The 26,346-nt window shown below is 63.9% G+C and carries 16 protein-coding genes; 13 read left to right on the top strand and 3 right to left on the bottom strand.

The window, feature by feature from the left end:
* Positions 1-47: 47 nt before the first annotated feature.
* Positions 48-2,132, bottom strand: coding sequence for an N-acetylmuramoyl-L-alanine amidase (locus B7E02_RS00725; protein ID WP_080791839.1), 2,085 nt, complete (start codon positions 2,130-2,132; stop codon positions 48-50).
* 206 nt (positions 2,133-2,338) lie between these two features.
* Here B7E02_RS00725 and glf point away from each other — a divergent pair, with 206 nt between their 5' ends.
* The gene (gene glf / locus B7E02_RS00720; RefSeq protein ID WP_080791836.1) at positions 2,339-3,544 is read left to right on the top strand and encodes a UDP-galactopyranose mutase; all 1,206 of its coding nucleotides are present in this window, start codon (positions 2,339-2,341) and stop codon (positions 3,542-3,544) included.
* Between the two features lie 70 nt (positions 3,545-3,614).
* Here the strand turns inward: glf and cysK are convergent, their stop codons facing one another.
* Positions 3,615-4,571 carry a cysteine synthase A gene (gene cysK, locus B7E02_RS00715; RefSeq protein ID WP_080791833.1) on the bottom strand — a complete coding sequence of 319 codons (957 nt, stop codon included), beginning with the start codon at positions 4,569-4,571 and terminating at the stop codon, positions 3,615-3,617.
* Positions 4,572-4,872: 301 nt separating this feature from the next.
* Here cysK and B7E02_RS00710 point away from each other — a divergent pair, with 301 nt between their 5' ends.
* Positions 4,873-5,358 carry a phosphatase PAP2 family protein gene (locus B7E02_RS00710; protein WP_245802108.1) on the top strand — a complete coding sequence of 162 codons (486 nt, stop codon included), beginning with the start codon at positions 4,873-4,875 and terminating at the stop codon, positions 5,356-5,358.
* Here the strand turns inward: B7E02_RS00710 and B7E02_RS00705 are convergent.
* Positions 5,315-6,724, bottom strand: coding sequence for a DUF5129 domain-containing protein (locus B7E02_RS00705; RefSeq protein ID WP_080791827.1), 1,410 nt, complete (start codon positions 6,722-6,724; stop codon positions 5,315-5,317). The two genes, B7E02_RS00710 and B7E02_RS00705, sit on opposite strands and share 44 nt — an antisense overlap.
* 316 nt (positions 6,725-7,040) lie before the next feature.
* On the opposite strand from B7E02_RS00705, the gene B7E02_RS00700 reads away from it, so the two are divergent.
* From B7E02_RS00700 to B7E02_RS00650, 11 genes are all read left to right on the top strand, one after another.
* A complete protein-coding gene (locus tag B7E02_RS00700; protein WP_080791825.1) occupies positions 7,041-9,011 on the top strand; it encodes a glycosyltransferase in 1,971 nt (656 codons plus the stop codon).
* Positions 9,001-9,507 (top strand): phosphatase PAP2 family protein, encoded by a 507-nt coding sequence (locus B7E02_RS00695; RefSeq protein WP_080791822.1) that lies wholly within the window; start codon positions 9,001-9,003, stop codon positions 9,505-9,507. The genes B7E02_RS00700 and B7E02_RS00695 overlap by 11 nt, the downstream gene beginning before the upstream one ends.
* On the top strand, positions 9,504-10,508 hold the full coding sequence (locus B7E02_RS00690) for a decaprenyl-phosphate phosphoribosyltransferase (RefSeq protein ID WP_080791820.1): 1,005 nt from the start codon (positions 9,504-9,506) through the stop codon (positions 10,506-10,508). The genes B7E02_RS00695 and B7E02_RS00690 overlap by 4 nt, the downstream gene beginning before the upstream one ends.
* Before the next feature lie 74 nt (positions 10,509-10,582).
* Positions 10,583-12,538: an arabinofuranosyltransferase AftB family protein gene (locus B7E02_RS00685; RefSeq protein ID WP_080791818.1), complete on the top strand. Its 1,956-nt coding sequence runs from the start codon at positions 10,583-10,585 to the stop codon at positions 12,536-12,538.
* Between the two features lie 171 nt (positions 12,539-12,709).
* The gene (locus tag B7E02_RS00680) at positions 12,710-13,735 is read left to right on the top strand and encodes an alpha/beta hydrolase (protein ID WP_080791815.1); all 1,026 of its coding nucleotides are present in this window, start codon (positions 12,710-12,712) and stop codon (positions 13,733-13,735) included.
* A 367-nt stretch (positions 13,736-14,102) separates the two neighbouring features.
* The gene (locus tag B7E02_RS00675; RefSeq protein WP_080791812.1) at positions 14,103-16,052 is read left to right on the top strand and encodes an alpha/beta hydrolase-fold protein; all 1,950 of its coding nucleotides are present in this window, start codon (positions 14,103-14,105) and stop codon (positions 16,050-16,052) included.
* A complete protein-coding gene (locus B7E02_RS00670; RefSeq protein WP_080791809.1) occupies positions 16,052-16,588 on the top strand; it encodes a DUF732 domain-containing protein in 537 nt (178 codons plus the stop codon). The genes B7E02_RS00675 and B7E02_RS00670 overlap by 1 nt, the downstream gene beginning before the upstream one ends.
* A gap of 3 nt (positions 16,589-16,591) precedes the next feature.
* Positions 16,592-17,515, top strand: coding sequence for a cutinase family protein (locus tag B7E02_RS00665; RefSeq protein ID WP_080791805.1), 924 nt, complete (start codon positions 16,592-16,594; stop codon positions 17,513-17,515).
* A 155-nt stretch (positions 17,516-17,670) separates the two neighbouring features.
* Positions 17,671-19,536 carry a FadD32-like long-chain-fatty-acid--AMP ligase gene (locus tag B7E02_RS00660; protein WP_080791802.1) on the top strand — a complete coding sequence of 622 codons (1,866 nt, stop codon included), beginning with the start codon at positions 17,671-17,673 and terminating at the stop codon, positions 19,534-19,536.
* A gap of 374 nt (positions 19,537-19,910) precedes the next feature.
* The gene (locus tag B7E02_RS00655) at positions 19,911-24,752 is read left to right on the top strand and encodes a type I polyketide synthase (protein ID WP_080791800.1); all 4,842 of its coding nucleotides are present in this window, start codon (positions 19,911-19,913) and stop codon (positions 24,750-24,752) included.
* A 6-nt stretch (positions 24,753-24,758) separates the two neighbouring features.
* Complete coding sequence (locus tag B7E02_RS00650; protein WP_080791799.1) at positions 24,759-26,312, top strand: acyl-CoA carboxylase subunit beta; 1,554 nt, start codon at positions 24,759-24,761, stop codon at positions 26,310-26,312.
* Positions 26,313-26,346: the final 34 nt, after the last annotated feature.

Raw genomic sequence — 26,346 nt, 5'->3', positions numbered from 1 at the left:
CTCAGGGAAGTCGGCGGGGCTCAGATTCCGGGGAATCGTCGTGAAGGCTAGTTCAACTCGATATTCGTTTCGCCGCTTGCAGGGTTGTATGTAATGGCACCACCCTGGAAATCGACCCTGATCCGGTCGCCTGCCTGGTATTCGGAGTTGAGCGGGAGTCCCAGGGGGCCGAGATCTGCTCCCTGTTGGGTCCAGGCGTCACCGATTGCGCCCCAGAGCCCATGCGTTCCCGCCTCAGGTGAGGAGACGATGATGCCGTTTTCGAAGGGAACGTAGGAAACCTCGGAGTTCTTTTCGCTGGTGTAGCCGACAGTGGTTTCGCCTCCAGTGGCAGTGCCCAGAACGGGCCCGAGAACCCTGTTCAGATCGTTCCATGCGCGGGAATACTTGTTATCCCCGCTGAGGTTGATCACGGTGTTTACAACCGGGACAATGTCCTTGAGCTTCAGATTCTCCAGGATCGGAACGCCGTTGATGTTTCCAAGGGAACCTCCGATACTGCCCTGGCTCAGAGCGGCGGCGATCGCGATGGCCGCGATTGAACCGATTCCCGAGAGGATCTGCTCGTTGTTTGCGCCGTTGAGAAGCTGGGAGCCTCCCGAGGATCCTCCGGTGAGAAGGCTGGCCAGAACCTTCGTTGAATCAGCTGGGTCTTCGCTGGAGGGAGCCTCCGGCTGTGGGGCGGGCGTCGTGGTTCCACCGGTCCCACCCGGGTTACCGGTCCCACCCGGGTTGCCGGTCCCACCCGGGTTACCCGACTGCAGTGAAGCATACTTCGCCGCAGCGATGGTGCGGATGCGGTCCATCTGGGCGTAACCGGTATTGCCGGGGCATTCGGTCAGGCCGACGTCACGGTGCGCGAAGATATTCGGCAGCTGGACCTCGGCGCCCCTGGGGAACTTCGAGTAGGAGGTCCCCTCCGAGTAGTGGGTGTCGGTGCCCCTGGGATCGAAGCCCGCAACCTTCGCGCGCCAGCCGGCCAACTCGCCGACCGCGTTGATGGTGGCATCCGACGGGGCAACGGCGGAGTAGTTGCCCATCATTGAGATTGCCCAGGTGTTCTGGTTGAAACCACCTGCGTGTGCGCCCTGCACCGCCTTGGTCATTCCGCCGTATCGGCCTTCGTAGATCGTTCCGTACTTATCAACCAGGGACTGGTATCCCACATCGCACCAGCCGAGATTCTTGGCGTGGTAGGTGTAGATTCCCCGCACCTGGGCGGCGCTTTCGGCAGGTGTGTAGTCGTTGCTTCCCGCGGTGTGGTGAATCGTGATGGCCGAGACGCGGTCATCGATGGTGGGGGTGCTGCAACGGAGAGCTTCATTGGCGCCCCAGGACGCGCGCGACACCACCTTGGGCATGCCGTCGGTGTCCGCCATGAGATCCACTCCGCCGACTCCCGCATCGGCGTTGCCGTCGATGAAGACGGCATCCAGTCCGTCGCTCGCTTCGGCAACCGGTTGAATGTCACCGTAGTTGGTGGGCAGCGGTGCCAGGCCACCGGTCACGCCGGTGCCGTCGGCGCCCTGTGCCGGAGCAACGGTATCCGCAGCAGCCTCACCGGAGGTAGCCTCCGGACCAACCTCCGCCCCTGTCTGTGGGATTTCCTGCCCCGCTTCGTCCGCGGCGATGCCGTCGAAAAGCTCGACGTTGTGTGTGGAGACCTGAATTTTATTGGTCTGGCCGAGGAAGATGAGTTCGGTGCCGTTGGTATTGCCGGCCCTGTTCTCGTCCGGGGTCTGCGGATCCATGTCGTACCACTGGGACCAGCTTCCATCCGCCTGCTCGGCGCGGACGAAGGCGGTGACATCCTTATCGCCCTGCCAAGTCAGGGCGAACATGGAGAAGGGGTCGTTGCGCTGGAATTCCTTTACGGTCCTGGGCCCGTCCCCCTCGCCCTGGGCCCTGATGGCCGGGTCGTCAACGATCACGTTGGTGCCCGATCCGAATGATTCGGATTGATTGAGCACCGATACGGGACCGATACCCTCCGATTGCGTACGTGTGATCTGATTTCCGGCGACCAGGCCTGAGGCGACGAGGGCGACGGAAAGAATGACCGCCAGTGTCGGCTTGTGCCGGACGGCGGTGATGCGGCGTCGTTGCTGCACGTTTTTCTCCCTGATGATCATGGTGCGGCTGAGACAATTTAAAACAATTGCAAATCATAGTGCACGTTTGGGGTTAATGGTACCTTTGTTGCGGAAGTTTCCTGCGTTAGACATTTAAATGAATGTGGTCCGTGAATATGCTGTGAACTGCCTCTATTGCTTTTCGACGCCCCCGCACCGGGGTGTTCGGGATTCCGGGCGGGCCGGTGTCGGTTAGTGTCGAAGCCATGACGGATTCGAAAAAATATGACCTGGTTGTCGTGGGCTCGGGCTTCTTCGGCCTCACCGTGGCCGAACGCGCAGCCTCCCAGCTGGGCAAGAAGGTGCTCATCATCGAGCGTCGAAACCACCTCGGTGGCAACGCCTACTCGGAGGCGGAGCCGGAGACCGGCATTGAGATTCACAAATACGGCGCCCACCTCTTCCACACCTCAAACAAGCGGGTGTGGGACTACGTCAACCAGTTCACCGAATTCACCGACTACCAGCACCGCGTCTTCGCCATGCATGACGGCACCGCCTATCAGTTCCCCATGGGACTCGGCCTTATCAACCAGTTCTTCGGCCGCTACTACACCCCCACCCAGGCCCGCGAGCTCATCAGCGAGCAGGCGGGGGAAATCAGCACCCAGGACGCCGCCAACCTGGAGGAGAAGGCCATCTCCCTGATCGGACGACCCCTCTACGAGGCATTTATCCGCGACTACACGGCAAAACAGTGGCAGACGGACCCGAAGAACCTGCCTGCGGGCAACATCACACGACTTCCGGTCCGCTACACCTTCAACAACCGCTACTTCAATGACACCTACGAAGGCCTGCCCGTCGACGGCTACACCGCCTGGCTGGAGCGCATGGCGGACCACGAACTCATCGAGGTGGAGCTGAACACCGACTGGTTCGACGTCCGCGACTGGGTTCGCGCTGAGAATCCCGATGCCCCCGTCGTGTACACGGGACCCCTTGATCTCTACTTCAACTACGCGGAAGGGGAGCTCGGCTGGCGCACCCTCGACTTCGACACCGAGGTCCTGCCCGTCGGTGACTTTCAGGGCACCCCGGTGATGAACTACAACGACGCGGACGTCGCCTACACCCGCATCCACGAGTTCCGCCACTTCCACCCGGAGCGCGCCGACCGCTACCCGGAGGACAGGACCGTGATCATGCGGGAGTTCTCCCGCTTCGCCGAGGAGGGAGATGAGCCCTACTATCCGATCAACACCCCCGATGACCGCGAGAAGTTGAAGAAGTACCGTGAACTCGCCGCCGCCGAGGCCACGAACAGCAGGGTCCTCTTCGGCGGGCGTCTGGGAACCTACCAGTACCTGGACATGCACATGGCGATCGGATCGGCGCTGACGATGTTCGACAACAAACTCACACCCTACTTCGTCGAGGGTGCACCGATCACGCAGGACCGCGGGCACTAGACACCCGCTTGTCGACGCCCCCACCCGGCCTCCAACAGCGGAAGCGGGGTGTGGTGTTTTCCGGCACCGCCTATACGCGCTGGCCGGGAGTGGGAATCTCTCCGGTGTAAAGCCCGGTGGACAGGTAGCGTTCGCCGCCGTCGGGAAGCACCGCGACAATGGTCTTCCCTTCATTCCCGGGCCGTGTGGCGAGCTTCTCCGCCACCCAGATCGCGGCACCGGAGGAGATGCCCACGATGAGGCCCTTCTTCCTGGCGATCTCGCGGGCGATACGGAAGGCTTCGGCACCGGGGGCACCGATAATTTCGTCGATTAGCGTGATATCCAGGATCGGGGGCAATCCGTCACCGCCGATGATCCCCTGGATGAGGTGTGGCTGGAACTTCCCGCCACTCAGCACGGGAGCCTCAGCGGGTTCGACGCCGACGACCGTGATGTCGGGGTTGCGCTCCTTCAGATAGGAGCCGGAGCCGGTGATCGTGCCACCCGTACCCGCCGTGGCCACGAGGAAGTCCACCTCGCCGTCGGTGTCCTCCCAGACTTCCGGCCCGGTGGTGTCGCGGTGAATCCTGGTGTTCGCGGGGTTGCCGCCCTGTCCCGACAGGAACGCGCCGGGATTGTCCTCAACGATCTGGCTCGCGCGCTGGTTTGCCCCGGCCATGGCGTTGACACCGGGGGTGAGCACGACCTCCGCGCCAAGTGCCTCAAGCAGTCCGCGGCGTTCCAGCGAGACGTCATCAGGCAGTGTGATGATCACCCTGTACCCCAGTGCCGCGCCGATCCACGCCAGGGCGATCCCCGTGTTTCCACTCGATGCCTCGACGATTGTCCCACCGGGCTTTAACCTGCCATCCGCGACCGCGGCCTGCACGATGGACAGCGCCGTGCGGTCCTTCACAGAGGATGCGGGATTGAAGTATTCCAGTTTCGCCAGTACGCGGGCCTTCGCCCCCGGAATGGCATCGGTGATGTCGAGCAGTGGGGTTCGTCCGACGAGCTCTGTGAGATTTCCGTAGATCCGTGCCATGGGGGGAGTCCCTTTCTGAGGGCGTGTTCAACCAGTACTGACTACATCAATACCCCCATGTCATCCGTTGAAGGTCGTGTCTTCCCTCCTGCATCAACGCGGTGAGCGCCGCAGAGGCGCTGGGCGAAGCCGATATCAGCAGTTGACGGGGTTTAAATGCATCTCGGCAGGGGTGGGCCCGGCTCCGCGGGAAACGTGCGTTTCATTCATGGGGAAACGATCATTTGAAACCCGGTGACGGTGCCTTTTTCACGAGATGGCGTGTGCAGTACTCCCCGGTGGCTCCCGTACAGTTGAGCGCGTGCTCGATCAGCAGATTCTCGATCTCTTCATCAACCACCGCCTCGCCTGGCTGACCCCGCTGGTCATTGCGTTCACCACCCTCACCGGCCCCACCTTCATGTGGATCTACTCGATCATCGTCGGGTGTGCCACGAGAAGGATCTGGCCGCCTGTGGCGGTGGGGGCCGCGAACATCATCAGCCACGTGCTCAAGAAGGTCGTCGATAAGCAGCGGCCCGGCGCGTCCCAGCTGGTCGAGGAAACCAACGCCTCGCTGCCCTCCGGGCACGCGGTGGGTGCGGCGGCCTTTGCCATGGTGCTCACCCTGCTTGTGCGGCGGTGGTGGGTGAGCGCGGTGTGGCTGCTTGCATTGCTTGTCGGGTTGTCGCGCGTGTACGTCGGCGTGCACTGGCCGAGCGACATCCTCGCCGGGTGGGCGCTCGGCGCCGGCGTCGCAGCCCTTACCAGCTGGAGCTTCCTCCGGCTCCGGAGAAGCCCGAGCTGAAGGTGGTGTTCTGCGTGGAGCTGGTGCCCGCGGAGGCGGCGGCGGACTGGACGTCCGCGGCGTGCCATGTGCTGATCATGTAGTAGGGCACGAAGGCGTTGTAGCCGGTACCCACCCGCCAATCTGCGTCGTAGATCGTCGGGGTGGAGCGGTCGGTGCTGTGTTCGACCTTCTCCAGATGGCTCTCCACACCGCGCAGCGCGGCCGCGTAATCCCTGATCACCCGGGCGTACTCGTCCATGAAGGACTGTGAAGCCGGATCCATCGCTTCCAGGCGTGAGATGAGTTCGGCGAGGGTGCCGTCGAGCACCGAATCCTTTTCGTCGATCTCGTGGCGCGCCTCCTGCACATCCTCGCGCAGTTCGGTGAGCTCGCGGCGTCGGACGCCCTCGTCGCCGTGCTCCATGTTGTATAGGGTGTCAATGTTTTCCCGTGCGGTCTCCATCTGGGTCACCGTGGTGTGGGCCTTTTCAATGGCGTCGGCGTGTGCGAGGAACTCTTTATCCGCAGAGGAGGCGTTCAGCGCCTCCATTGTGCCGAAGGTGTCATTGAGCTCGAGGAACCGTGAGTTCACATCCTCCCACTGTCTGCGCAGCTCGTCATCGGCGAGCGGGGAGGTGAGGGAATGGGCTCTCACGTTGATCCCGTCGAGCTGCTGGGCCACCTCGCCGTAATGGTTGCTGGCGTAATCGAAGTCCGTGCGCAGTTTCTTCGCTTTCTTGCCCCTGCTGACAACCACCGCCGCGGCAACCGCCCCGCCGACCGCCACCAGGCCTCCGCCGGCGATTCCTGCGACAACTCTGCCATTGATGCCACCACCGGTTTCCTCTACCACGGAGGGATCCGCGGCCGACTCGGCGCCCTTGTACATCGCCGATGCGGTACGGCCATCCTGCAGCAGTGGCTTCATGGAATCATTGACACCGCCGAGGCGTCCCTGCTCTGAGAGGCCGATCGCGGAATCGACGTCATTACCGGCGTAGGTGCCCACCTCGTGGGGGTCGAAGCCGACCACGATGATCAGTTCGCCCGGGGCGAAGGAGTCGGACTGGATCCACTCGGGGTGCTCGGTGCGAAGGAGATTCTCCACGTCATCGTTGAGGTTGCTGGAGTTTTCCGCGAAGGTGATGTAGCGGACCGCCCTGACCTCTTCGGGAAACCCGATCTTGGGGGTTTCCGCGCGCAGAAAGTCCTCGTCCTCCGGCGTGATCTGGTCCGCGCCGTCCAGGACGGAGACATCGAGTGTCGTCGTGGTGGACTGGGCCGCTGCCAGGGGCATTGAGATCAGCAGCAAGCCGGCTGCCGCGGTGATGCCGAACAGGGCCCTCTTCACTGGGAGTGTCGCCTCAGTAGTCTTAGTCGACATGGTTGCCTTAGTCTCCATGGTCGCCAGGGTACGTCGCCGTGGGCGACGCATTCCACAAAAACGATGGATCGTGATCAGATAGTGGCCTTCGCCCGATGGTGCGGACCGTGTCCAGGAGGTGGGCGGTGGTCACGCCTGCGACTCACCGGCAACGTACACGCAGGGATTCACAGCCACTTTCCAGCGAGAATGCGGCGCGTGAGTTCGGTGAAGCGGGCGGCCGACCACTACGCTTGACGGAGGTTAATGTGAGATCAATGTGGCCCGGAAACCCGGGGCCCTGCCTCAAGCGAAGATGAAGGGTGAAGATACGTCAATGAGCACAACGAACCTGGCGGTTGAGCAGCTCCAACGCGTGCTCCTGCCACGGCGAGGCGAGCCAGCAGATGTCAGGTCCCTGTACCTGCTTGAAGCGGAGATCAACAAGGAGCGCCTGAGCTGGGAGGACCGTTTCAGCGTCAGCGTGCCCGCTGGTGCGGAGGTGTCGTTTGAAACCTACTTCAACGCCTTTCCCGCCAGCTACTGGCGGCGCTGGTCCCAGCTGGACTCCGTCGTTTTGAAGCTGAAGGTCGCCGGGGAGGCCAGGGTGGACCTCTACCGCTCCAAGATTGACGGGGCCAGGATCGGCATCGACGGATCGGTGGTCAAGGATGAGACCGTTGAATTCGAGGTGTCCCTGGCGCCCTTCGAGGACGGCGGTTGGATCTGGTTCGATATGACCGCCGAAACGGATGCGCAGATCATTGAGGCGGGCTGGTTCGCACCGGTCGCACCCGGAGCGCAGATCATGCCCGACGGCACCGAGGTCGGCCCCTTCGAACCGCGTGTGACCATCGGCATCCCCACCTTCAACAGGCCCGCCGATGCCGTGGCCGCACTCGAAGCCCTGGCCTCCGATCCGGCCGTGGACGCGGTGATCGATACCGTGATCATGCCCGACCAGGGAAACAGGCACCCCTCGGATGAACCGGGGTACAAGGCTGCGACCGGCGCCTTCGGCGATCGATTCTTCGAGTTCCGCCAGGGCAACCTCGGCGGCTCCGGCGGCTACTCCCGCATCATGTTCGAGGCCCTCGGCGGCGTTGACGGTGACGGCGCCGCGGGGGCGAAGAAGAGCCCCTACATTCTCTACATGGATGATGACATCGCCATCGAACCGGACTCCGTCCTTCGGGCTCTCCAGGTGGCGCGCTACGCGAAATCACCGATTCTCGTCGGCGGCCAGATGCTCAACCTGCAGGAACGCAGCCATCTGCATTCCATGGGTGAAGTGATCAACCACCATGACTTCATGTGGACCGCGGCGCCCCATGTTCATTATGATCACGACTTCGCCAAACACCCACTGTCGGACCGTGGCAGGTTCGGCGACAAGCCGGACGCCCCGAACTCCCGCGATCTGCATCGTCGCATCGACGTGGATTTCAACGGATGGTGGATGTGCATGATCCCCCGCGTCGTCGCGGAGCGGATCGGCCAACCCCTTCCCCTGTTCATTAAATGGGATGACGTGGAGTACGGGCTGCGCGCAGGGTCGCAGGGGTTCCCCACGGCCACGTGGCCCGGGATCGCGATCTGGCACATGGCCTGGTCGGACAAGGATGACGCCATCGACTGGCAGGCGTATTTCCATCTGCGCAACCGGCTGATCGTCGCGGCGATGACACACAACGGTCGGGTCGACGGAATCATCCGCTCAATGCAGAAGGCGACCTTCAAGCACCTGCTCTGTCTCGAATACTCCACCGTGGCCATCCAGAACGAAGCCATGAAGGATTTTCTGGCCGGACCCGAGCAACTCTTCGATATTCTGGATACCTCGTTGCCGCGGATCGCCGCGATCCGCAAAACCTACCCCGACGCGGTGGTTCTGCCAACCGCCGCCGAGCTGCCTTCGCCCTCCGGCGCGCCGGGCGTTCCAACCAAGGACATCGGCGGCCGTCTGGCTCCCCTGAAGAAGGCCGTGTGGCTCGCCAGGGGGCTCAAGCACTCACTCTCCAGGGAGAACCCCGCACATCATGAGGTTCCGCAGGCCAACTTCGCCCCCATCGAGGCACGCTGGTTCAGCCTTTCGCGTGTCGACGGCGCGACCGTGACCACCGCCGACGGGCGCGGCGTTGTCTACCGGAAACGCGACCGTGACAGGGCCAGGGAACTGGCCGGTGAGGCGACCCGCCTCCAGCAGGAGGTGGAGGAGCGTTTCGAGGAGCTCCGCACCCGCTACCGCGGCGCCCATGGGGATCTGGTCAGCCGTGAGTCCTGGGGAAAGGTCTTCGATGAGCAGTAGCGAAGCACGGATCCTCGTCGGGATCCAGGGTGCCCTGGCCGACCTTCCCGGTGTCCTCCCCGCGGCCAGGGGACTGAGCCTCCTCGGCGAACACGCCGCGGGGTGGCTGGCACTGGGTGCCGCCGGAGCTATCGTGGACCGAAGGAGACGCAGGCAGTGGGCGGGGCTGTTCACCGCAGCGTTGTTCAGTCACGCAGCCTCCGTGGTGCTCAAGCGGATCGTCCGCCGTCCCAGGCCGCATGACGAGGAGATCAGGATCGGTGTGGGAACTCCGTCCCGGCTGAGCTTTCCCTCCTCGCATTCCACCTCCACGACGGCGACGATGTTCTATCTCTCGCGTATCACGCGTTCACCCCTGCCACTGCTGGGTATCCCGGTGATGGCATTATCGCGTATGGTTCTCGGAGTTCACTACCCCACGGATGTGCTCGCCGGAGCGATCCTGGGTGCGGCCACCGCTGAGGCCGTCCACAAGATTGAAAGGGCAACCGCGTGAGTGAGAACGTAGCTGGAAAGCCTGCGGAGCATGAGGCTTTTCTGGGCTCTGAACCGCACACCTCCGCGATCGAGAACGATTCGAAGAAGAGGCAGCCCCCGAGGAATCTTCCCGATGCCATGATCAAGGCGCTTCGCCCGAAGCAGTGGGTGAAGAACGTCCTGGTGTTCGCCGCGCCGCTGGCGGCCGGTGCGGATGCCATCTTCAATCAGCGCACCCTCCTCGACATCGCGCTGGCCTTCGTCGTCTTCTGTTGCGCGGCTTCCTCGATCTACCTGGTCAACGATGCCCGCGATGTCGAGGCCGACCGCGAGCACCCGACCAAGCGCTTCCGGCCCATCGCGGCCGGCGTGCTTCCGGTCTCGCTCGCCTACGCCATGGCGGTGGTACTCATCATCGCCGCCCTCGGCCTGTCCTTCCTGGCCACCGATGGCCGCTCCCTGGCGATGGTCGTGGGTGTGTACATCATTCTCCAGCTGGGGTACTGCTTCGGCTGGAAGCACCAGCCGGTGATCGACATCGCCCTGGTCTCCTCCGGTTTCATGCTCCGCGCCATGGCCGGTGGTGTAGCGGCGGGGATCGAGCTCTCGCAGTGGTTCCTGCTGGTCGCCGCCTTCGGATCGCTGTTCATGGCCTCCGGGAAGCGCTACTCGGAGATCCTTCTCGCCGAGCGCACGGGTGCGAAGATCCGCAAGTCCCTGGAGAGCTACACCCCGACCTACCTTCGCTTCGTATGGACTATGGCCGCCACCGCGGTGGTGATGTCCTACGCGCTGTGGGGCTTCGACCTCTCCCAGGGCACCTCCGACGCCGGGCCCTGGTACCAGATCTCCATGGTTCCCTTCGCGGTGGCGATTCTGCGCTACGCCGCGGGTGTGGACACCGGCGACGGCGGTGCACCCGACGAGGTCGCACTGAGCGACCGGGTGCTCCAGGTCCTGGCTCTGGCCTGGGTGTTCTGCATCGTCATGGCGGTCTATGTCATGCCCGCTCTCGCCTGATCCGTTCAGGAACATGCTCTGACCAGCATGTCCATTAGCTTCCGGGGCCACATGCAGTGATAGCATGTGGCCTCATGACGTTAACCGCCCCGCGTCCGGATTCGGAACTCGTGCAGGAGCGCCCGAAAGCGCCCGGTATCACCGCGGTCACCGCTGTCCTCGCTGCGCTCACCGCCGGGATCTTCGCCTTCTGGGCGGGATGGACACGCAGATGGATCAGTGATGACGGGCTGATCGTGCTGCGCACCGTCCGCAACCTCCTGGCGGGCAACGGCCCGGTGTTCAACGCGGGGGAGCGGGTGGAAACCAACACCTCCACGCTGTGGCAGTACCTTATCTATCTCGTCGCCCTGGTCACCGATGCGCGGCTTGAGGATATCGCGTTGTGGCTGGCCATCATCTTCACCACGGCGGCCGCGGTGGTGGGCGTGCTGGGTACCGCGCACCTGCACCGCGGAAAGATCGCTGTTTTATTGCCCGCCGGCATCATCGCCTACTTCAGTCTCTCCCCGGCCCGCGACTTCGCCACCTCGGGGCTGGAATGGGGCCTGTCCCTGTTGTGGATCGCCGTCCAGTGGCTGCTGCTCGTTCTCTGGGCGTCCACCGGTCCCGCTTCCGGGGATGCGAAGTTCAAGGCAAACGGACTCTTCAATCCGGGCGCGGTCACCTATGTCCTGGCCTTCTGGTCGGGCCTGAGCTGGCTGGTTCGTCCGGAACTGGCACTCTACGGTGGACTGACCGGTGTGCTGTTGCTACTGACGGCGGCGTCGAGAAGCTCGGTGGCGGGCATCCTGGCCGCAGCCCTGCCGCTGCCACTGGCCTACCAGATCTTCCGCATGGGATATTACGGTCTGATTGTCCCGCACACCGCGGTGGCGAAATCCGCGAGCGATGCGATGTGGGGCACGGGCTGGGATTACGTGGAGGATTTCACCGGACCCTACAACCTGTGGCTGGGTCTGGCCATCCTGCTCGCGGCCGGTGCGGTAACGGCAAGTATGCTCGGAGCAGCCGCTTATGGAAGGCACCTGACCCGGACGGGTCTGCGGACCCCGGGCGTCGCCGTCGGCGTGCTCGTTGTCTGCGCGCTCGTGCACTTCCTCTACGTGATCCGGGTCGGTGGGGATTTCATGCACGGGCGGATGCTGCTGCTGCCGTTGTTCGCGATACTGCTGCCGGTGGCCGTGATCCCGGTCAATGTCGTCGAGCGCAGCTGGCGCGATGCCGTTGCGGGGGTTCTCGTGGTCGCGGTCTGGATCTATTCCGCCGTGGTCTTCGTCAACGGCCACGGCTGGGAGAACACCGGTGAGGACGTCGTGGATGAGCGAGACTTCTGGATAGACTTCACCAACCGCGACCAGGACAATCCGCCGCTTTATGCGGAGGACTTCCTCACCGTCGATTCGATGAATGATTTCACCGAGGTGATGCGGGATCAGACGCTGGCGCGGCCGACCGGCCAACAGCTGAACATTCTGGTGGGTACGGACCCGAACACCTATTCCTGGATCACCACGCCGCGGATGGAGGGTCCGGAGGCCGGGGATCTGGGGAATCTGCCGCCGACGGTGTTCCTGGTGAACCTGGGCATGTCCTCGATGAACGCGCCGCTGGATGTGCGGGTGACCGATCTCATCGGTCTGGCCACGCCGCTGGCCGCTCGTCAGCCGCGCATCGAGGGTGGAAGAATCGGCCACGACAAACTCATGGGTCTGGAGTGGCAGGTCGCCGAATCAGCCACACCCCTCGCCTACACTCCGGGATGGATCGACTTCGATACCACCTACCGCGCACGACAGGCGTTGCGCCACCCCGAGCTCGTGCATCTGTTCCATGTCTACAGGGAGCCGATGTCCCTGCATCGTTTCCTGGCCAACATCAAATATGCCCTCACCGATGGTAGGACACTGCAAATATCAAATGATCCTGAAGATCTTCTCAAAGAATTTGACCCCACCCCGGCGGAGTTTCAGGAGGGTCTGCCGCAGATAGCCTGGCCAGTGGATATCCATCTGGATTCACCCCGCTGAGAGGGGACGGGGGATTCCCAGTGAACCCCTAAAACCCGGGCAGTTTCCTCCCATGACTACCGGATCTGATTACAACTTGGTAACGTGAGCGCCGTAAACCGAGATAGGCACGAAGAGAGTTCGGTGGCATCCTCGCCGAGTTACAACTACTTTTTCTGCCGGAGGAGAAACATGTCCGTATTTACGCGTGCCGGCGCGGTGAGCCGAAGGCTCATCGCAATGCTGGTGGCACTCGCAACCGCGGCGGGTCTCATGGTCGTAGGCGCCGGAACCGCCTCTGCAGCCAACCGTGACTGGCTGCGCCCCGACGCAACAGGCTCCTGTGACTGGGATCCCGCCAACTGGTGGGTCCAGCGCTGTGATGTCTACTCACCCGCCATGGGTCGAAACATCCCCGTTCAGATCCAACCGGCCCAACGAGGCGGAAACGCCTCCCTCTACCTTCTGGATGGCATGCGTGCCACCGACCGTTCCAACGCCTGGCTGGTGGACACCAATGCAGCCGCGGCCTACGCGGACTATAACCTGACGCTGGTCATGCCCGTCGGTGGTGCGGGTTCCTTCTATGCTGACTGGAACCAGCAGGCGTCACTGTCCTCGGCGGATCCCGTGATCTACATGTGGGAGACCTTCCTCACCTCTGAGCTTCCCGCATACCTTGAGGCCAACTTCGGCGTCGCCCGCAACAACAACTCCATTGCGGGACTGTCCATGGGTGGTACGGCCGCGCTCAACCTCGCAGCCAAGCACCCCGCCCAGTTCCGGCAGGCCATGTCATGGTCCGGGTACCTCAACACCACGGCCCCCGGCATGCAGACCATGCTCCGCCTGGCCATGCTCGATACCGGTGGGTTCAACGTTAACGCCATGTACGGCTCGATCATCAACCCGCGCCGCTTCGAGAATGATCCCTTCTGGAACATGGCGGGGCTGCACGGGACCGACGTATACATCTCCGCCGCCTCCGGTCTCTGGGGTCCGGCGGACAACGGTACCCGCGTCGATCACCGCATGACGGGTTCGGTCCTGGAGTTCGTGGCCATGACCTCGACGAGGGCCTGGGAGGCCAAGGCGCGCCTCGAGGGGCTCAACCCCACAGCCGATTATCCGGTGACCGGCATCCACAGCTGGGCGCAGTTCAATTCCCAGCTCTACAACACCCGCGAACGGGTGCTCAACGTGATGAACGCCTGGTAGCACCCATGCTTTTCGACGCCCCCACCGCACCCCCACAGGGGATGCGCCGGGGGTGCACGCATATCGGTCGGGCGTTCGGGCTCCACGGATGCTGATTATTTCACCGATTTTCGGTGTGGCATTGATAAAAGTCTCAAGTTGAACTTAAACTTGAGGGCAATCTGGGTTCGGAGTCGGCTGCACACCCACATGTGTAACTCTTCGCCCCGGGATTACGACACACAGTGAAGAACTGAAGATTCAACACGGGCACGGTCCCTCCCATCGGAGCGGTCAGGCCGGAGGCGGGGAACCTCCGGGTTGACGGCACCGTGATTCTATGAGGGACTGGGCAGGTAGCACTCGAAATAAGAAAAAGGACACATTCATGCGCGACACCGCATCCCGTTCGACCAAGGCCAGATTCCGTTCCCTCTGGATCACGGCGGGCGCCATCCCCACCGCGATTGCGCTGGGAATGACATTGACCAGCCCTGTCGCCATGGCACAGAGCTCGAGTTCAAGCTCAGAGATCGGCAGTATCACCGACGGCCTGACCGATTACCTGCAGCCCCGCGTTGAGGAGCTGCCCCACGGCGAGGTGACCTATCCGAGTATCCCGGGCCTTCCCGAGGGCGTCCAGGTGGTTAGCGCGGAGTGGGCAACCTCCCATCACGTCATCCTGACCATCAAGTCGGCCGCGATGCCGGACCGCCCGATCAAGGTCCAGCTGCTGCTTCCCCGCGACTGGTACTCCGATCCCGGCCGTGAATTCCCCGAGGTCTGGGCGCTGGACGGCCTGCGCGCCATCGAGGAGCAGAGCGGTTGGACCATCGAGACCAACATCGAGCAGTTCTACGCGGACAAGAACGCCATCGTCGTGCTGCCCGTCGGCGGCGAGAGCTCCTTCTACTCGGACTGGGAACAGCCCAACAACGGCAAGAACTACAAGTGGGAAACCTTCCTGACCAAGGAACTGACCCCGATCCTGGCCAACGGATTTCGCTCCAGTGAACAGCGCGCCATCACCGGTATCTCCATGGGTGGCACCGCCGCGGTGAACATCGCCGCCCACCACCCCGAGCTGTTCAACTTCGTCGGGTCCTTCTCCGGCTACCTGGACACCACCTCCATGGGCATGCCCGCGGCCATCGGCGCCGCTCTCGCCGATGCCGGCGGATACGACGTCAACGCCATGTGGGGCACCGCGGGATCGCAGCGCTGGCTGGAGAATGATCCCAAGCGCAATGTCGCAGCACTCAAGGGCAAGTCCATCTACGTCTCCGCTGGTTCGGGAGCGGACGATTTCGGCCAGCAGGGATCCGTTGCCACCGGTCCGGCCAACGCCGCCGGCGTCGGCCTCGAGGTCATCTCCCGGATGTCCACCCAGACCTTCGTGGATGCGGCCAACAAGGCGGGGGTCGAGGTCACCTCGCGCTTCCGCCCCTCCGGCGTGCACGCATGGCCCTACTGGCAGTTCGAGATGACCCAGGCCTGGCCTTTCATCGCCGATTCCCTGGGGCTGTCCCAGGAGGATCGCGGAGCGAACTGTGCGCCCGTGGGAGCCATCGCAGAGGCGACCAGGGACGGTGCCATGGGCACCTGCCTGACCAATGAATACCCCACCTCGGGTGGAATGGCCCAGGACTTCGCCAACGGCCGGGCATACTGGTCCGCCGAGACCGGCGCCTTCGGCCTGGTCGGGCGCATCAACGCCCGCTACTCCGAGCTCGGTGGCCCGGAGTCCTGGCTGGGCTTCCCGACCTCGAGCGAGATGAAAACGCCGGACGGCCGGGGACGCTTCGTGACCTTCGAAAACGGATCCATCTACTGGACCGCCACCACCGGTCCGTGGGAGATCCCCGGCGACATGCTCGCCGCATGGGGTACCCAGGGATATGAGCAGGGAAGCCTGGGCTACCCGACGGGTGCGGCGGTGTCCTTCAACGGAGGCCTGTCACAGCAGTTCCAGGGAGGATATGTTCTGCGCACGCCGCAGAAGCAGGCATTCTGGGTCCGCGGTGAAATCGCCAGGAAGTACATGGCGGACGGTGTCGCGCAGACCCTCGGCTTCCCCAAGGGCGATGAGAAGCTGATCAACGGCGGCGCCTTCCAGGAATTTGATAACGGCAACATCTACTGGTCCGAATCCACCGGTGCCCACTACATCAAGTACGGCGAGATCTTCAACGCCTGGGGCGCGAAGGGTTGGGAGCAGGGCGAGTACGGATGGCCGACCACCGATCAGTCCGCCATCAGCGCCGGCGGGGAGAGCATCACCTTCCAGCACGGAACCATCCGACAGGTCAACGGTCGAATTGAGGAGAATCGTTCGTAGTGACCTTCACTAGAACCCGAACCGCCCTTGTGGCGGCAGTCCTGGGCTTCGCCGCCACGCTCGCCGCGTGCGGCGGAGTCACCGTCGAGGGATCCGGAACCGCAACCGAATCCGCAACCACCTCGGTTGCGCGGGAGAGCGCGACCACTGGGTCCTCGGAGGCCGGTGCCGGTTCCGAGGCGTCGAGAAGCTCCAGCTCCCCGCGTGCCTCCGGGGGCGGGTCGAACCCCGCGCCGCGTGATCAGCCGGCAGAGGAGGTTTCGGAACTGCCGGAGTTCACCGTTGAACGCACTCCGGCGGAACTGGACTTCCTCGACGGGCTCAGGGCGGGTGGCGTGAACGTCGACGGGGTGGAGGATCAGATGATCGCTGCAGCGAACACCGTGTGCCGCTCCAGGGAGGAGGGCGTGGACAACTTCACGCTCGACGCCATTGCAGGGCAGCTGATCGCTCAGGGGCGCACCGACGTTGCAGAGGATCAGGGTGCGACTATCACCGAGCTGATCAGGAGCACCGCGGAACGGGCGTACTGTTAAACGATGAGGAAAACGATCATCGTCATTGCCGCCATCGTGGTGCTCGTGATCATCGGAGTCAGTGCGATCCAATGGGTGAACAACACCTCCGATGATGAGGGGGGCACCGGCGGGCCGGGTGGAACCGGGACATCGGCGGCCCCGGAACAGCCGGAATGGTGTCCGGCGGTGGAATTCATTGCAGCCCCGGGCACCTGGGAATCCGCGGCGAACGACGACCCGGTGAACCCTACGGCGAACCCGGCATCCTTCATGCTGTCGGTGACAAGGCCGCTGCAGGAACGCTACAGCGCCGATGAGGTGAAGGTGTGGACCCTTCCATATACCGCGCAGTTCCGAAACATCAATGCGCAGAATGAGATGTCCTATGATCAGTCGCGCACCGAGGGTCTGTCCAGGATGACGGGTGAGATGGTGAGCACCCACAACGAGTGCCCGCTGACCCAGTTCGTCATCGCCGGATTCTCCCAGGGCGCGGTGATTGCCGGTGACCTGGCGGCGCAGATCGGTTCGGGGCAGGCGGCGGTGCCGGCGGACAGCATCAGGGGTGTCGCCCTGGTTGCTGACGGCCGCAGGGAACCAGGTGTGGGCCAGTTCCCTGGCAATTTCGTCTCCGGAGTCGGAGCCGAGGTCGCGTTGCAGCCCCTGAGCCTGCTGGTGCAGCCGATCGTTCCCGGTGCCACCATGCGCGGACCGCGGGTGGGTGGATTCGGCGAACTCAATGACCGCGTCTTCGATATCTGCGCCCCCGACGACTCCATCTGCGATGCCCCCGCGAATGTGGGCAATGCACTGGACCGGGCCATGGCCATGGTCGCCGCGAACGGAATCCATGCGCAGTACGCCACCAACCCGAACGTGATCCCGGGTACAACCACCAACGCCTGGCTGGTGAACTGGGCTGAAAACCTCATCGACAACGGCTGAATTCGGAACCGGGGCCCCGAAAGTTGGGGCTTGGACGCCGCCGTCCGCTAGGGTTATTTCCCGAACGTAATGAAATTGAGACCAAATTCGAAATGCAAAGTGGTGATGGGGCTGCCCCGGCCTGAATTCCCGCAATAGACGATTAAGGAAGATTTATGGATCTGGACAAAGCCATCGGAGCATTCTTCGATGAGAACGGCGAAATCAACCTTCCGCCCTTTCTGACCCTGGCAGCCATGGCCGAGCTCATGTACCAGTCCGATATCGCCGAGGGCGGTGGGGACAAGGTGCGTATGCGCTTCTGGGATTTCTCCAACTCCCGCGAGGGAATATGCATCGAGTACACCCGCGAGCAGATCAACACCCGGATCAAGGCTGTCGCGGGCCGGCTCCAGCAGGTCGCCTCCATCGGTGACCGCACGGCCATTCTGGCCAACAACAGCCCCGAGTACCTCTTCAGTTTCCTCGGATCGATCTATGCGGGCATGGTTCCGGTTCCCCTCTATGATCCCACCGAGCCGGGTCACGCCGATCACCTCAATGCGGTGTTCGCCGACTGTGAACCACAGGTCGTGCTCACCAACGCACATTCCGCAGCCGCCGTGCGCAGGCACTTCTCCTCCATCCCGGCAGCGGAGCGGCCACGAATCCTGTCCGTGGATTCCCTGCCGGACAGTCTCGCGGAGTCCTACGAGAACCCCATGATGACCGAAGCGGGCAAACGCCTGTCCGCCATGCGCCAGGCCGCACCCATCGACCTCACCGCCTTTCTGCAGTACACCTCCGGATCCACCCGCACTCCCGCCGGCGTGGTCCTGACCAACCGCTCGATCCTGACCAACGTGCTGCAGATCTTCACCGCCGCCAATCTGCGCACTCCTCTGCGTCTGGTCTCCTGGCTCCCGCTGCACCACGACATGGGCATCATCCTCGGCGCCTTCGTGACCATGCTCGGCCTGGACAATGAGTTCATGAATCCCCGTGACTTCGTGCAGCAGCCCTCTCGCTGGATCAGGCAGCTCTCGCGGCGCGAGGGTGACCACAACGTCTACACCGTGGTCCCGAACTTCGCCCTTGAGCTGGCCGCGCGCTTCGCCAGGCCGGCCGAGGGTGAGGAGCTCGACCTCTCCGCCATCGACGCCGTGATCATCGGATCCGAGCCGGTGACGGAAAAGGCCCTGACAACATTCCGCGAGGCATTCGAACCCTACGGCCTCCCTGTCAAGTCCCTGCGCCCCTCCTACGGTCTCGCGGAGGCCTCGCTGCTGGTATCCACCCCGCAGACGGAGAACCGCCCCCTGATCTCCTACTTCGACCGCGAGGAGCTGGCGCGCAACAGGGCCATCCTGGTGGACAGGGGTGCCCCCAGCGCGGTGGCTTTCGTCTCCAACGGTCAGGTGGTCACCCCGCAGCAGCTGGTGATAGTGGATCCGGACACCGCAACTGAGCTTCCCGACGGGCAGATCGGTGAGATCTGGACCCACGGTGAGAACACCGCGGTGGGCTACTTCGACCGCGAGGAGGACACCGCACAGACCTTCCGCAACACCCTGGAACACCGTCTGCCGGAGAGTTCGCGGGCCGAGGGCGCGGTGGAAGACAACCACTGGATGGCCACCGGCGACCTCGGGGCCATCGTTGACAATGAGCTCTACATCACCGGTCGCCGCAAGGATCTCATCGTGGTTGCGGGACGCAACCACTACCCCCAGGACATCGAGTTCACGGTTCAGGCGGCAACGGACCACGTCAGGGTCGACTGCGTCGCCGCCTTCGCGGTCCCCGGCGAGGATGTGGAGAAGTTGGTGATCCTGGCCGAGCGCGATCCCGCAGCCGAGCAATCCGGTGATGCCGCCGCCATCGACGCCATTCGCACGGCGGTGGCCAACGCGCATGGCCTGGTGCCGGAGGTCATCCGCATCCTGGCCCCGGACGAGATCGCGCGATCCTCCTCGGGCAAGATCGCCCGCCGCGTGAATCAGGCCACCTTCCTCCGCGAGAACGCGGAAGAGGGCAACTAGGTCGGCAACTGTGCGGCCGGGACCCCCGGCACGATATCGCCGGGGGTGGACAGAGGCCGTGCCAGGGTCGGATTCTCTCCGGCGCCCGAGTTCTTGGTAGTATCTCTTCCTTGTTTATTTCGTTGGTTTGGCAGGTTGGTGTGCCAGGTCGGTTGGCCAGGTTGTCCGGCGGTAGTCGAATCGGCTGGGCGCCCGCGGATGAAACACTTTCGGAATCCGTGGCGATATAGCTTCGGATACGGGTCCTTCAGATCGGCGGGTGTTCTCGCCACCGCCACGGTGCACGGTCGCTCGAGGTTCCGTGGCACCGCCAGATGATGGACATTTGAATGCAGAGTTTTAATCAATCGTTGTGAAAGGCTGGGGCCATCCGCATGGAACAGAGCCACTCGTCGGATCAGAAAATGACAACCGATCAGGTCCGCACCTGGCTTCGGGACTGGGTTGTCAGGACAACCGGCCTTCCCGAGGAGGAAGTTTCCGACGATAAGGCGATGGAGACCTTTGGTCTGTCCTCCCGCGATGTCGTGGTGCTCTCCGGGGAACTCGAGAATCTCCTCGATGTATCGCTTGATGCCACCATCGCATATGAGTACCCCACCATCCGCGATCTGGCCAGGCGGCTGGTCGACGGAGAACCCGCCCGCACCGGCAGCGCCCGCCCCCTGAGCTTCTCCACCAACGGCGACGCGGCCGAGACGCCCGGTACCCACGACATCGCGGTGGTCGGTATGGCCGCGCGCTTCCCCGGTGCCGAGAACATCGAGGAGATGTGGAAACTTCTCATCGAGGGCAGGGACGGCATCGGAGAACTGCCCATCGGACGCTGGTCCGAGTACGCGGGCGATGAGGTGATGTCGAAGAAGATGGAGGAGTACAGCACCGTCGGGGGCTACCTGCCGGATATCTCCAGTTTCGACGCGGAGTTCTTCGGACTCTCCCCGCTGGAGGCCGCCAACATGGATCCCCAGCAGCGTATCCTGCTGGAACTGACCTGGGAGGCGCTGGAGAGCGCGCGGATCGCACCGAATGAACTGCGCGGTGAACCCGTGGGAGTGTTCATGGGTTCCACCAACAACGATTACGGCATGCTGATCACCGCCGATCCTGCCGAGGCTCACCCCTATGCGCTGACGGGTACCTCGAGTGCGATCGTGGCCAACCGCATCAACTATGTCTTCGATTTCCGCGGTCCTTCCATAAGCGTGGACACCGCCTGCTCCTCCTCGTTGGTGGCCGTCCACCAGGCCATCCGCGCACTGCGGACCGGCGAGGCAGATCATGCGGTCGCCGGTGGCGTGAACATTCTCGCATCACCCTTCGTCACCACGGCTTTCGCCGAGCTCGGCGTGATCAGCCCGAGTGGCAGGATCCATGCCTTCTCCGACGATGCGGACGGTTTCGTCCGCTCGGACGGTGCCGGGGTGATCGTGCTCAAGCGTGTCGACGACGCCATCCGCGACGGCGACGAGATCCTCGCCGTGCTCAAGGGTTCCGCCGTCAACTCCGATGGGCACTCCAACGGACTGACAGCCCCGAACCCCGACGCCCAGATCGATGTGCTGCAGCGCGCCTATGTGGACGCCCGGGTCGATCCCACCACTGTCGATTACATCGAGGCGCACGGAACGGGCACCATACTCGGTGATCCCATCGAGGCCACCGCACTGGGCGCCGTGCTCGGCCACGGCAGGTCCGCGGAGAACCCCGCACTGCTCGGATCCGCGAAGAGCAACTTCGGGCACACCGAGGCGGCGGCCGGTATCGCGGGCATCATCAAGGTGGTTCTTGCCATGCGGAACAGGACCCTGCCACCCTCGGTCAACTTCTCCGGCCCCAACCGGTACATCGACTTCGACGCGGAGCACCTGGAGGTCGTGGAGGACCCGCGCGAATGGCCGGAGTACTCCGAGCGCCCCACCGCGGGAGTTTCCGCCTTCGGTTTCGGCGGCACGAACGCTCACGTCGTGGTCACCGACTTCGATTCCTCCGCTTATGGAAGGGCGTCGGTGCAGAAGGCGGCGCAGCTTCCCGATGAGGTGGTTGCCCTGCCGGTATCGGGCCACCTGCCGTCGAGGCGTCGACAGGCGGCGGCCGACCTCGCTGAGTTCCTCAGCGGGCGCACGGACGCCGATCTCATCCCCGTCGCCCGCGCCCTTGCGCGCCGCAACCACGGCCGCTCCCGGGCCGTCGTGCTCGCAGGCACCGTCGACGATGCCATCAACCGTCTCCTGAAGGTGGCGGAGGGCAAGGTCAGCGTCGGCATCGCCGCCGCCGATGCGCCGGCTGCGAATGGCCCGGTGTTCGTGTACTCGGGATTCGGGTCCCAGCACCGCAAGATGATCAAGGATCTCTGTTCCACCTCCCCGCACTTCCGCGAGCGCATCGAGGAACTCGATGAGATGGTCAAGTTCGAGTCCGGCTGGTCCATCATGGACATTGTCCTGGATGATGAGCAGACCTATGACACCGAGACCGCCCAGGTGGCCATCACCGCCATCCAGATTGCGCTGACCGATCTCCTGGCGGAGTTCGGCGTGCGCCCAGCAGCGGTGATGGGCATGTCCATGGGTGAGATCGCGGCGGGATACGCATCGGGTGGACTGAGTGACAGTGACGCCATGCTGATCGCCAGTCACCGTTCCCGTCTGATGGGTGAGGGCGAGAAGTCCCTGTCCGAGGATGAGCTCGGCGCCATGGCGGTTGTCGAGTTCTCCCCGGAGTCCCTCGACGCCTTCATCGACACCAACCCGGAGTACGCGGGCATTGAGCCGGCCGTGTACGCGGGTCCGGGGATGACCACCGTCGGCGGACCTCGCGAAGCGGTCGTCGCACTTGTGGAGAAGCTGGAGGCCGAGGGCAAGTTCGCCCGCCTGCTCAACGTCCGGGGAGCCGGACACACCAGTGCCGTGGAGCCCCTGCTCGGCGAACTCGCCGGGGAGATCGCCGGGGTGGAGGCGAAGCCCCTGCGGATTCCGCTGTTCAGCTCGGTGGACAAGGGTGTGATCTACCGGCCAGGTGCCGTTGTCCACGACGCCGATTACATGCTGCGCTGCACCCGCAACCCCGTTTACTTCCAGGACGCCACCGAGGCGGCCTTCTCCGAGGGGTACAACACCCTCGTTGAGATCTCGCCGAATCCGGTGGCGCTTATGGGGATGATGAACACCGCCTTCTCGGTCGGCAGGCCGGACGCCCAGCTGCTCTTCGTGCTCAAGCGCAAGGTTCCCGAGGCCGAAACGATCCGTGATCTGCTGTCCAAGCTCTACGTCAACGGTGAGCCGGTGGACTTCGCGCCGCTCTATGGAGACGGAGAGATCATCGATCCCCCGCACATCACCTGGAAGCACCAGCGCTTCTGGACCTCCGCGCGCCCCAGCAGCGGCGATCGCCGTGAACTGCCCGGCACCCGCGTCACCCTGCCCAACAACACCGTCGCCTTCACCACCGTGGCCGAGATGGTGCCCTCGGCCGTGGCCGTTATGGAAACCGCGGCGGAGGCCGTGCTCCGCGGCTCCACCCTCGTCGCCGCGGATGAGCGTGATTCCCTGCCGCCGAGTGGGGAGATCACCACGCTGGTCAGCCGCCACCTCGGCGGCCTCAGCCTGAGCGTGTACAAGGTCCACGGCGATGTCACCTCGCTGGTCGCGGAGGGTTTTGCCACCACGGGCGGATTCGGCGCGGTGACACCCCCGCTCGAATCCGAGGTGGAGGAGCCCGACTCCGCGCTCTCCGACCTGCCTCTCGATGTTGAGGCCGTGCGCTGGGATCCGGACACCGAGACCGTGGAACAGCGCATGAAGGCGATTGTCTCGGAGGCGATGGGATATGACGTCGACGACCTCCCGCGGGAGCTTCCGCTGATCGATCTCGGGCTGGATTCCCTCATGGGAATGCGCATCAAGAACCGCATCGAAAATGACTTCCAGATCCCACCACTGCAGGTCCAGGCGCTCCGCGACGCCTCGGTCGCCGATGTCGTGCACCTGGTTGAGGATCTCGTCGCCGGACAACAGCTTGACGACGCCCCGGATGCCTCCCCGGCACCCACGGAGCCGGCACCCACGGAGCCGGCGGTCCGGGTCGGCACCCCGGTCGAGTCTGCCACCGGCAACGGAGTTGGTGTCGCCCCCCGCGACGCATCCGAGCGCATGGTCTTCGGAACCTGGGCGGGTCTCACCGGGGCCGCCGCGGCCGGTGTGACCAGTCCGCTGCCGAAGATCGATGTGGACAAGGCGACGGAGATCGCCGAGCGCCTCACCGAGCGCTCCGGCGTGAGCATCTCCGTAGAGCAGGTCCTTGCCGCTGAAACCCTCGAGCCGCTCGCGGACGCGGTCCGCGAGGGCTTCGAGACGGAGGTCGAGGGCAATATCCGCGTGCTGCGCCCGCGGCCGGAGGGTTCGGAAAAGCCCGCGGTGTTCATGTTCCATCCAGCTGGCGGTTCCTCGGTGGTCTACCAGCCGCTGATGCGCCGCCTGCCGGAGGACGTCCCGGTCTACGGGGTCGAGCGACTGGAGGGCCAGCTGGAGGATCGGGCGGCCGCCTATGTCGAGGATGTCAAGGCCTACAGCGATGGGCTGCCGGTGATCCTCGGTGGCTGGAGCTTCGGCGGGGCACTCGCCTTCGAGGTCGCCTCGCAGCTGCAGGACTCCGACGTTGAGGTTGCCACCATCGCGCTGCTGGACACGGTTCAGGCCGCCGAGCCGAGCCCCGACACCCCGGAGGAGACCCGCGCCAGGTGGGAGCGCTACCAGGCGTTCGCCAAGAAGACCTATGGACTGGATTTCCCCGTCCCCTTCGAGCTGCTGGAAACCGCGGGCGAGGATGCCCTCCTGGGCATGCTGGGGGAGTTCCTCTCCTCCACCGACGCCTCGGAGCACGGCATCTCCGCAGGTGTGCTGGAGCACCAGCGCGCCTCATTCGTGGACAACCGGATCCTGGACAAACTCGATTTCACCCGGTGGGCGGCGGTGAGCGCCCCGGTGCTCCTCTTCCGCGCCGAGCGCATGCACGAGGGTGCGATCGAGCTGGAGCCGAGCTACGCCACGATTGACCCGGACGGCGGATGGTCGGTTATCGTAGAAGAACTGGAGATCATTCAGCTCAGGGGCGACCACCTCGCGGTTGTCGATGAGCCGGAGATCGGAACTGTTGGCGCGCATCTCACCCGCCGCATCGAGGAGATCGCGCACAAGAATAACTTAACGGAGAGCTGACGGAAGTTGAGTACCACCACCACCACGGCAGGGAAGCTGGCTGACCTGCGCGCCCGTCTGGAGAAGGCGCAGGATCCGGGAAGCGAACGCGCCCGGAAGAAGCGCGACGATGAGGGTCGGACCACCCCGCGCCAGCGGATAGGCATGCTTCTCGACGCCGGCTCCTTCATGGAGATCGGCGCCCTCGGCAGGACCCCGGACGAGGAGGACGCCCCCTACTCCGACGGTGTGGTGACGGGTTATGGAAGGATCGACGGCCGTCCCGTGGTGGTCTATGCCCACGACAAGACCGTCTATGGAGGGTCGGTGGGTCAGACCTTCGGAAGGAAGGTCAGCGAGGTCATGGACATGGCCATCCGCATCGGTTGCCCGGTGATCGGCATCCAGGATTCCGGCGGTGCCCGCATCCAGGACGCCGTGACCTCCCTGGCGATGTATTCCGAGATCGCCCGCAGGCAGATGCCGCTGTCCGGCTACGCCCCGCAGATTTCGATCATGCTGGGCAAGTCCGCTGGTGGTGCCGTGTACGCGCCGGTGACCACCGACTTCGTCATAGCGGTCGAAGGGGAGACGGAAATGTACGTCACCGGCCCCGCGGTGATCAGGGAGGTCACCGGTGAGACCATCAGCTCGGCGGAGCTCGGCGGAGCCAGCCAGCAGATGCGCAACGGCAACATCTCCTATATCGCGGAGTCGGAGCAGGAGGCCTTCAACGTGGTCCATGATCTTCTCGATTTCCTGCCCACCACCTGCAACGACCCGGCGCCGGTCTATCTCGCACCCGGCGACGAGGCCGTGGCCAGAGATGAGTCCCTCAACTCCTTCATGCCCGATGACACCAATCAGGGCTATGACATGCTCGATCTTCTGGGCAGGCTCTTCGATGATCCCGATCTGCTGGAGATCCAGGCGGAGTTCGCGCCGAATCTGATCACCGCCTTCGCCCGCATCGACGGCCGTTCCATAGGCGTGGTGGCCAACCAGCCGATGGAAAAGGCGGGCTGCATTGACGCCGACGCGGCCGATAAGGGTGCGCGCTTCATCCGGATCTGCGACGCCTACAACATCCCCATCGTCTTCATCGTCGACACCCCCGGCTACCTTCCCGGCGTCGATCAGGAGAAGGCTGGACTGATCCACCGTGGCGCCAAGCTGGCTTTCGCGGTCGTGGAGGCCACCGTACCCAAGGTGACGCTCATTGTGCGCAAGGCCTATGGAGGCGCCTACGCCGTGATGGGCTCGAAGAATCTTACCGGTGACCTGAATTTCGCCTGGCCGACCGCCCAGATCGCCGTCATGGGCTCGGCCGCCGCGGTGGTGATGATCCAGGGCAAGCAGCTCGAGGCGGCGCCCCCGGAGCAGCGCGGATACATGAAGAAGCTGTTCATGGATTTCTATGATGAGAACATGACCAGCCCCTACGTCGCGGCGGAGCGTGGCTTCATCGACGCCATGATTGAACCCGCGGAGACCCGGCTGGTCCTCCGGCGCGCACTGCGGCAGATGGAGGGCAAGGAGGAGCTCCAGGTGCCCAAGAAACACAACATCATGCCCATGTGAGTTCGTGCCGATCTAAAGTACACGGGGACGGTAC

Origin of the sequence: Corynebacterium pacaense, from assembly GCF_900169525.1 — a bacterium.
Taxonomy (GTDB): domain Bacteria; phylum Actinomycetota; class Actinomycetes; order Mycobacteriales; family Mycobacteriaceae; genus Corynebacterium; species Corynebacterium pacaense.
Note: the sequence above shows the minus strand (reverse complement) of the source record. Positions and strands in the feature narration are given on the sequence as shown.

Excerpts from the sequence above, each read along its gene's own strand:
- B7E02_RS00725 (WP_080791839.1), bottom strand. The coding sequence starts at position 2,132 with ATGATCATCAGGGAGAAAAACGTGCAGCAACGACGCCGCATCACCGCC.
- glf (WP_080791836.1), top strand. The coding sequence starts at position 2,339 with ATGACGGATTCGAAAAAATATGACCTGGTTGTCGTGGGCTCGGGCTTC.
- cysK (WP_080791833.1), bottom strand. The coding sequence starts at position 4,571 with ATGGCACGGATCTACGGAAATCTCACAGAGCTCGTCGGACGAACCCCA.
- B7E02_RS00705 (WP_080791827.1), bottom strand. The coding sequence starts at position 6,724 with ATGTCGACTAAGACTACTGAGGCGACACTCCCAGTGAAGAGGGCCCTG.
- B7E02_RS00700 (WP_080791825.1), top strand. The coding sequence starts at position 7,041 with ATGAGCACAACGAACCTGGCGGTTGAGCAGCTCCAACGCGTGCTCCTG.
- B7E02_RS00695 (WP_080791822.1), top strand. The coding sequence starts at position 9,001 with ATGAGCAGTAGCGAAGCACGGATCCTCGTCGGGATCCAGGGTGCCCTG.
- B7E02_RS00685 (WP_080791818.1), top strand. The coding sequence starts at position 10,583 with ATGACGTTAACCGCCCCGCGTCCGGATTCGGAACTCGTGCAGGAGCGC.
- B7E02_RS00680 (WP_080791815.1), top strand. The coding sequence starts at position 12,710 with ATGTCCGTATTTACGCGTGCCGGCGCGGTGAGCCGAAGGCTCATCGCA.
- B7E02_RS00675 (WP_080791812.1), top strand. The coding sequence starts at position 14,103 with ATGCGCGACACCGCATCCCGTTCGACCAAGGCCAGATTCCGTTCCCTC.
- B7E02_RS00665 (WP_080791805.1), top strand. The coding sequence starts at position 16,592 with ATGAGGAAAACGATCATCGTCATTGCCGCCATCGTGGTGCTCGTGATC.
- B7E02_RS00660 (WP_080791802.1), top strand. The coding sequence starts at position 17,671 with ATGGATCTGGACAAAGCCATCGGAGCATTCTTCGATGAGAACGGCGAA.
- B7E02_RS00655 (WP_080791800.1), top strand. The coding sequence starts at position 19,911 with ATGGAACAGAGCCACTCGTCGGATCAGAAAATGACAACCGATCAGGTC.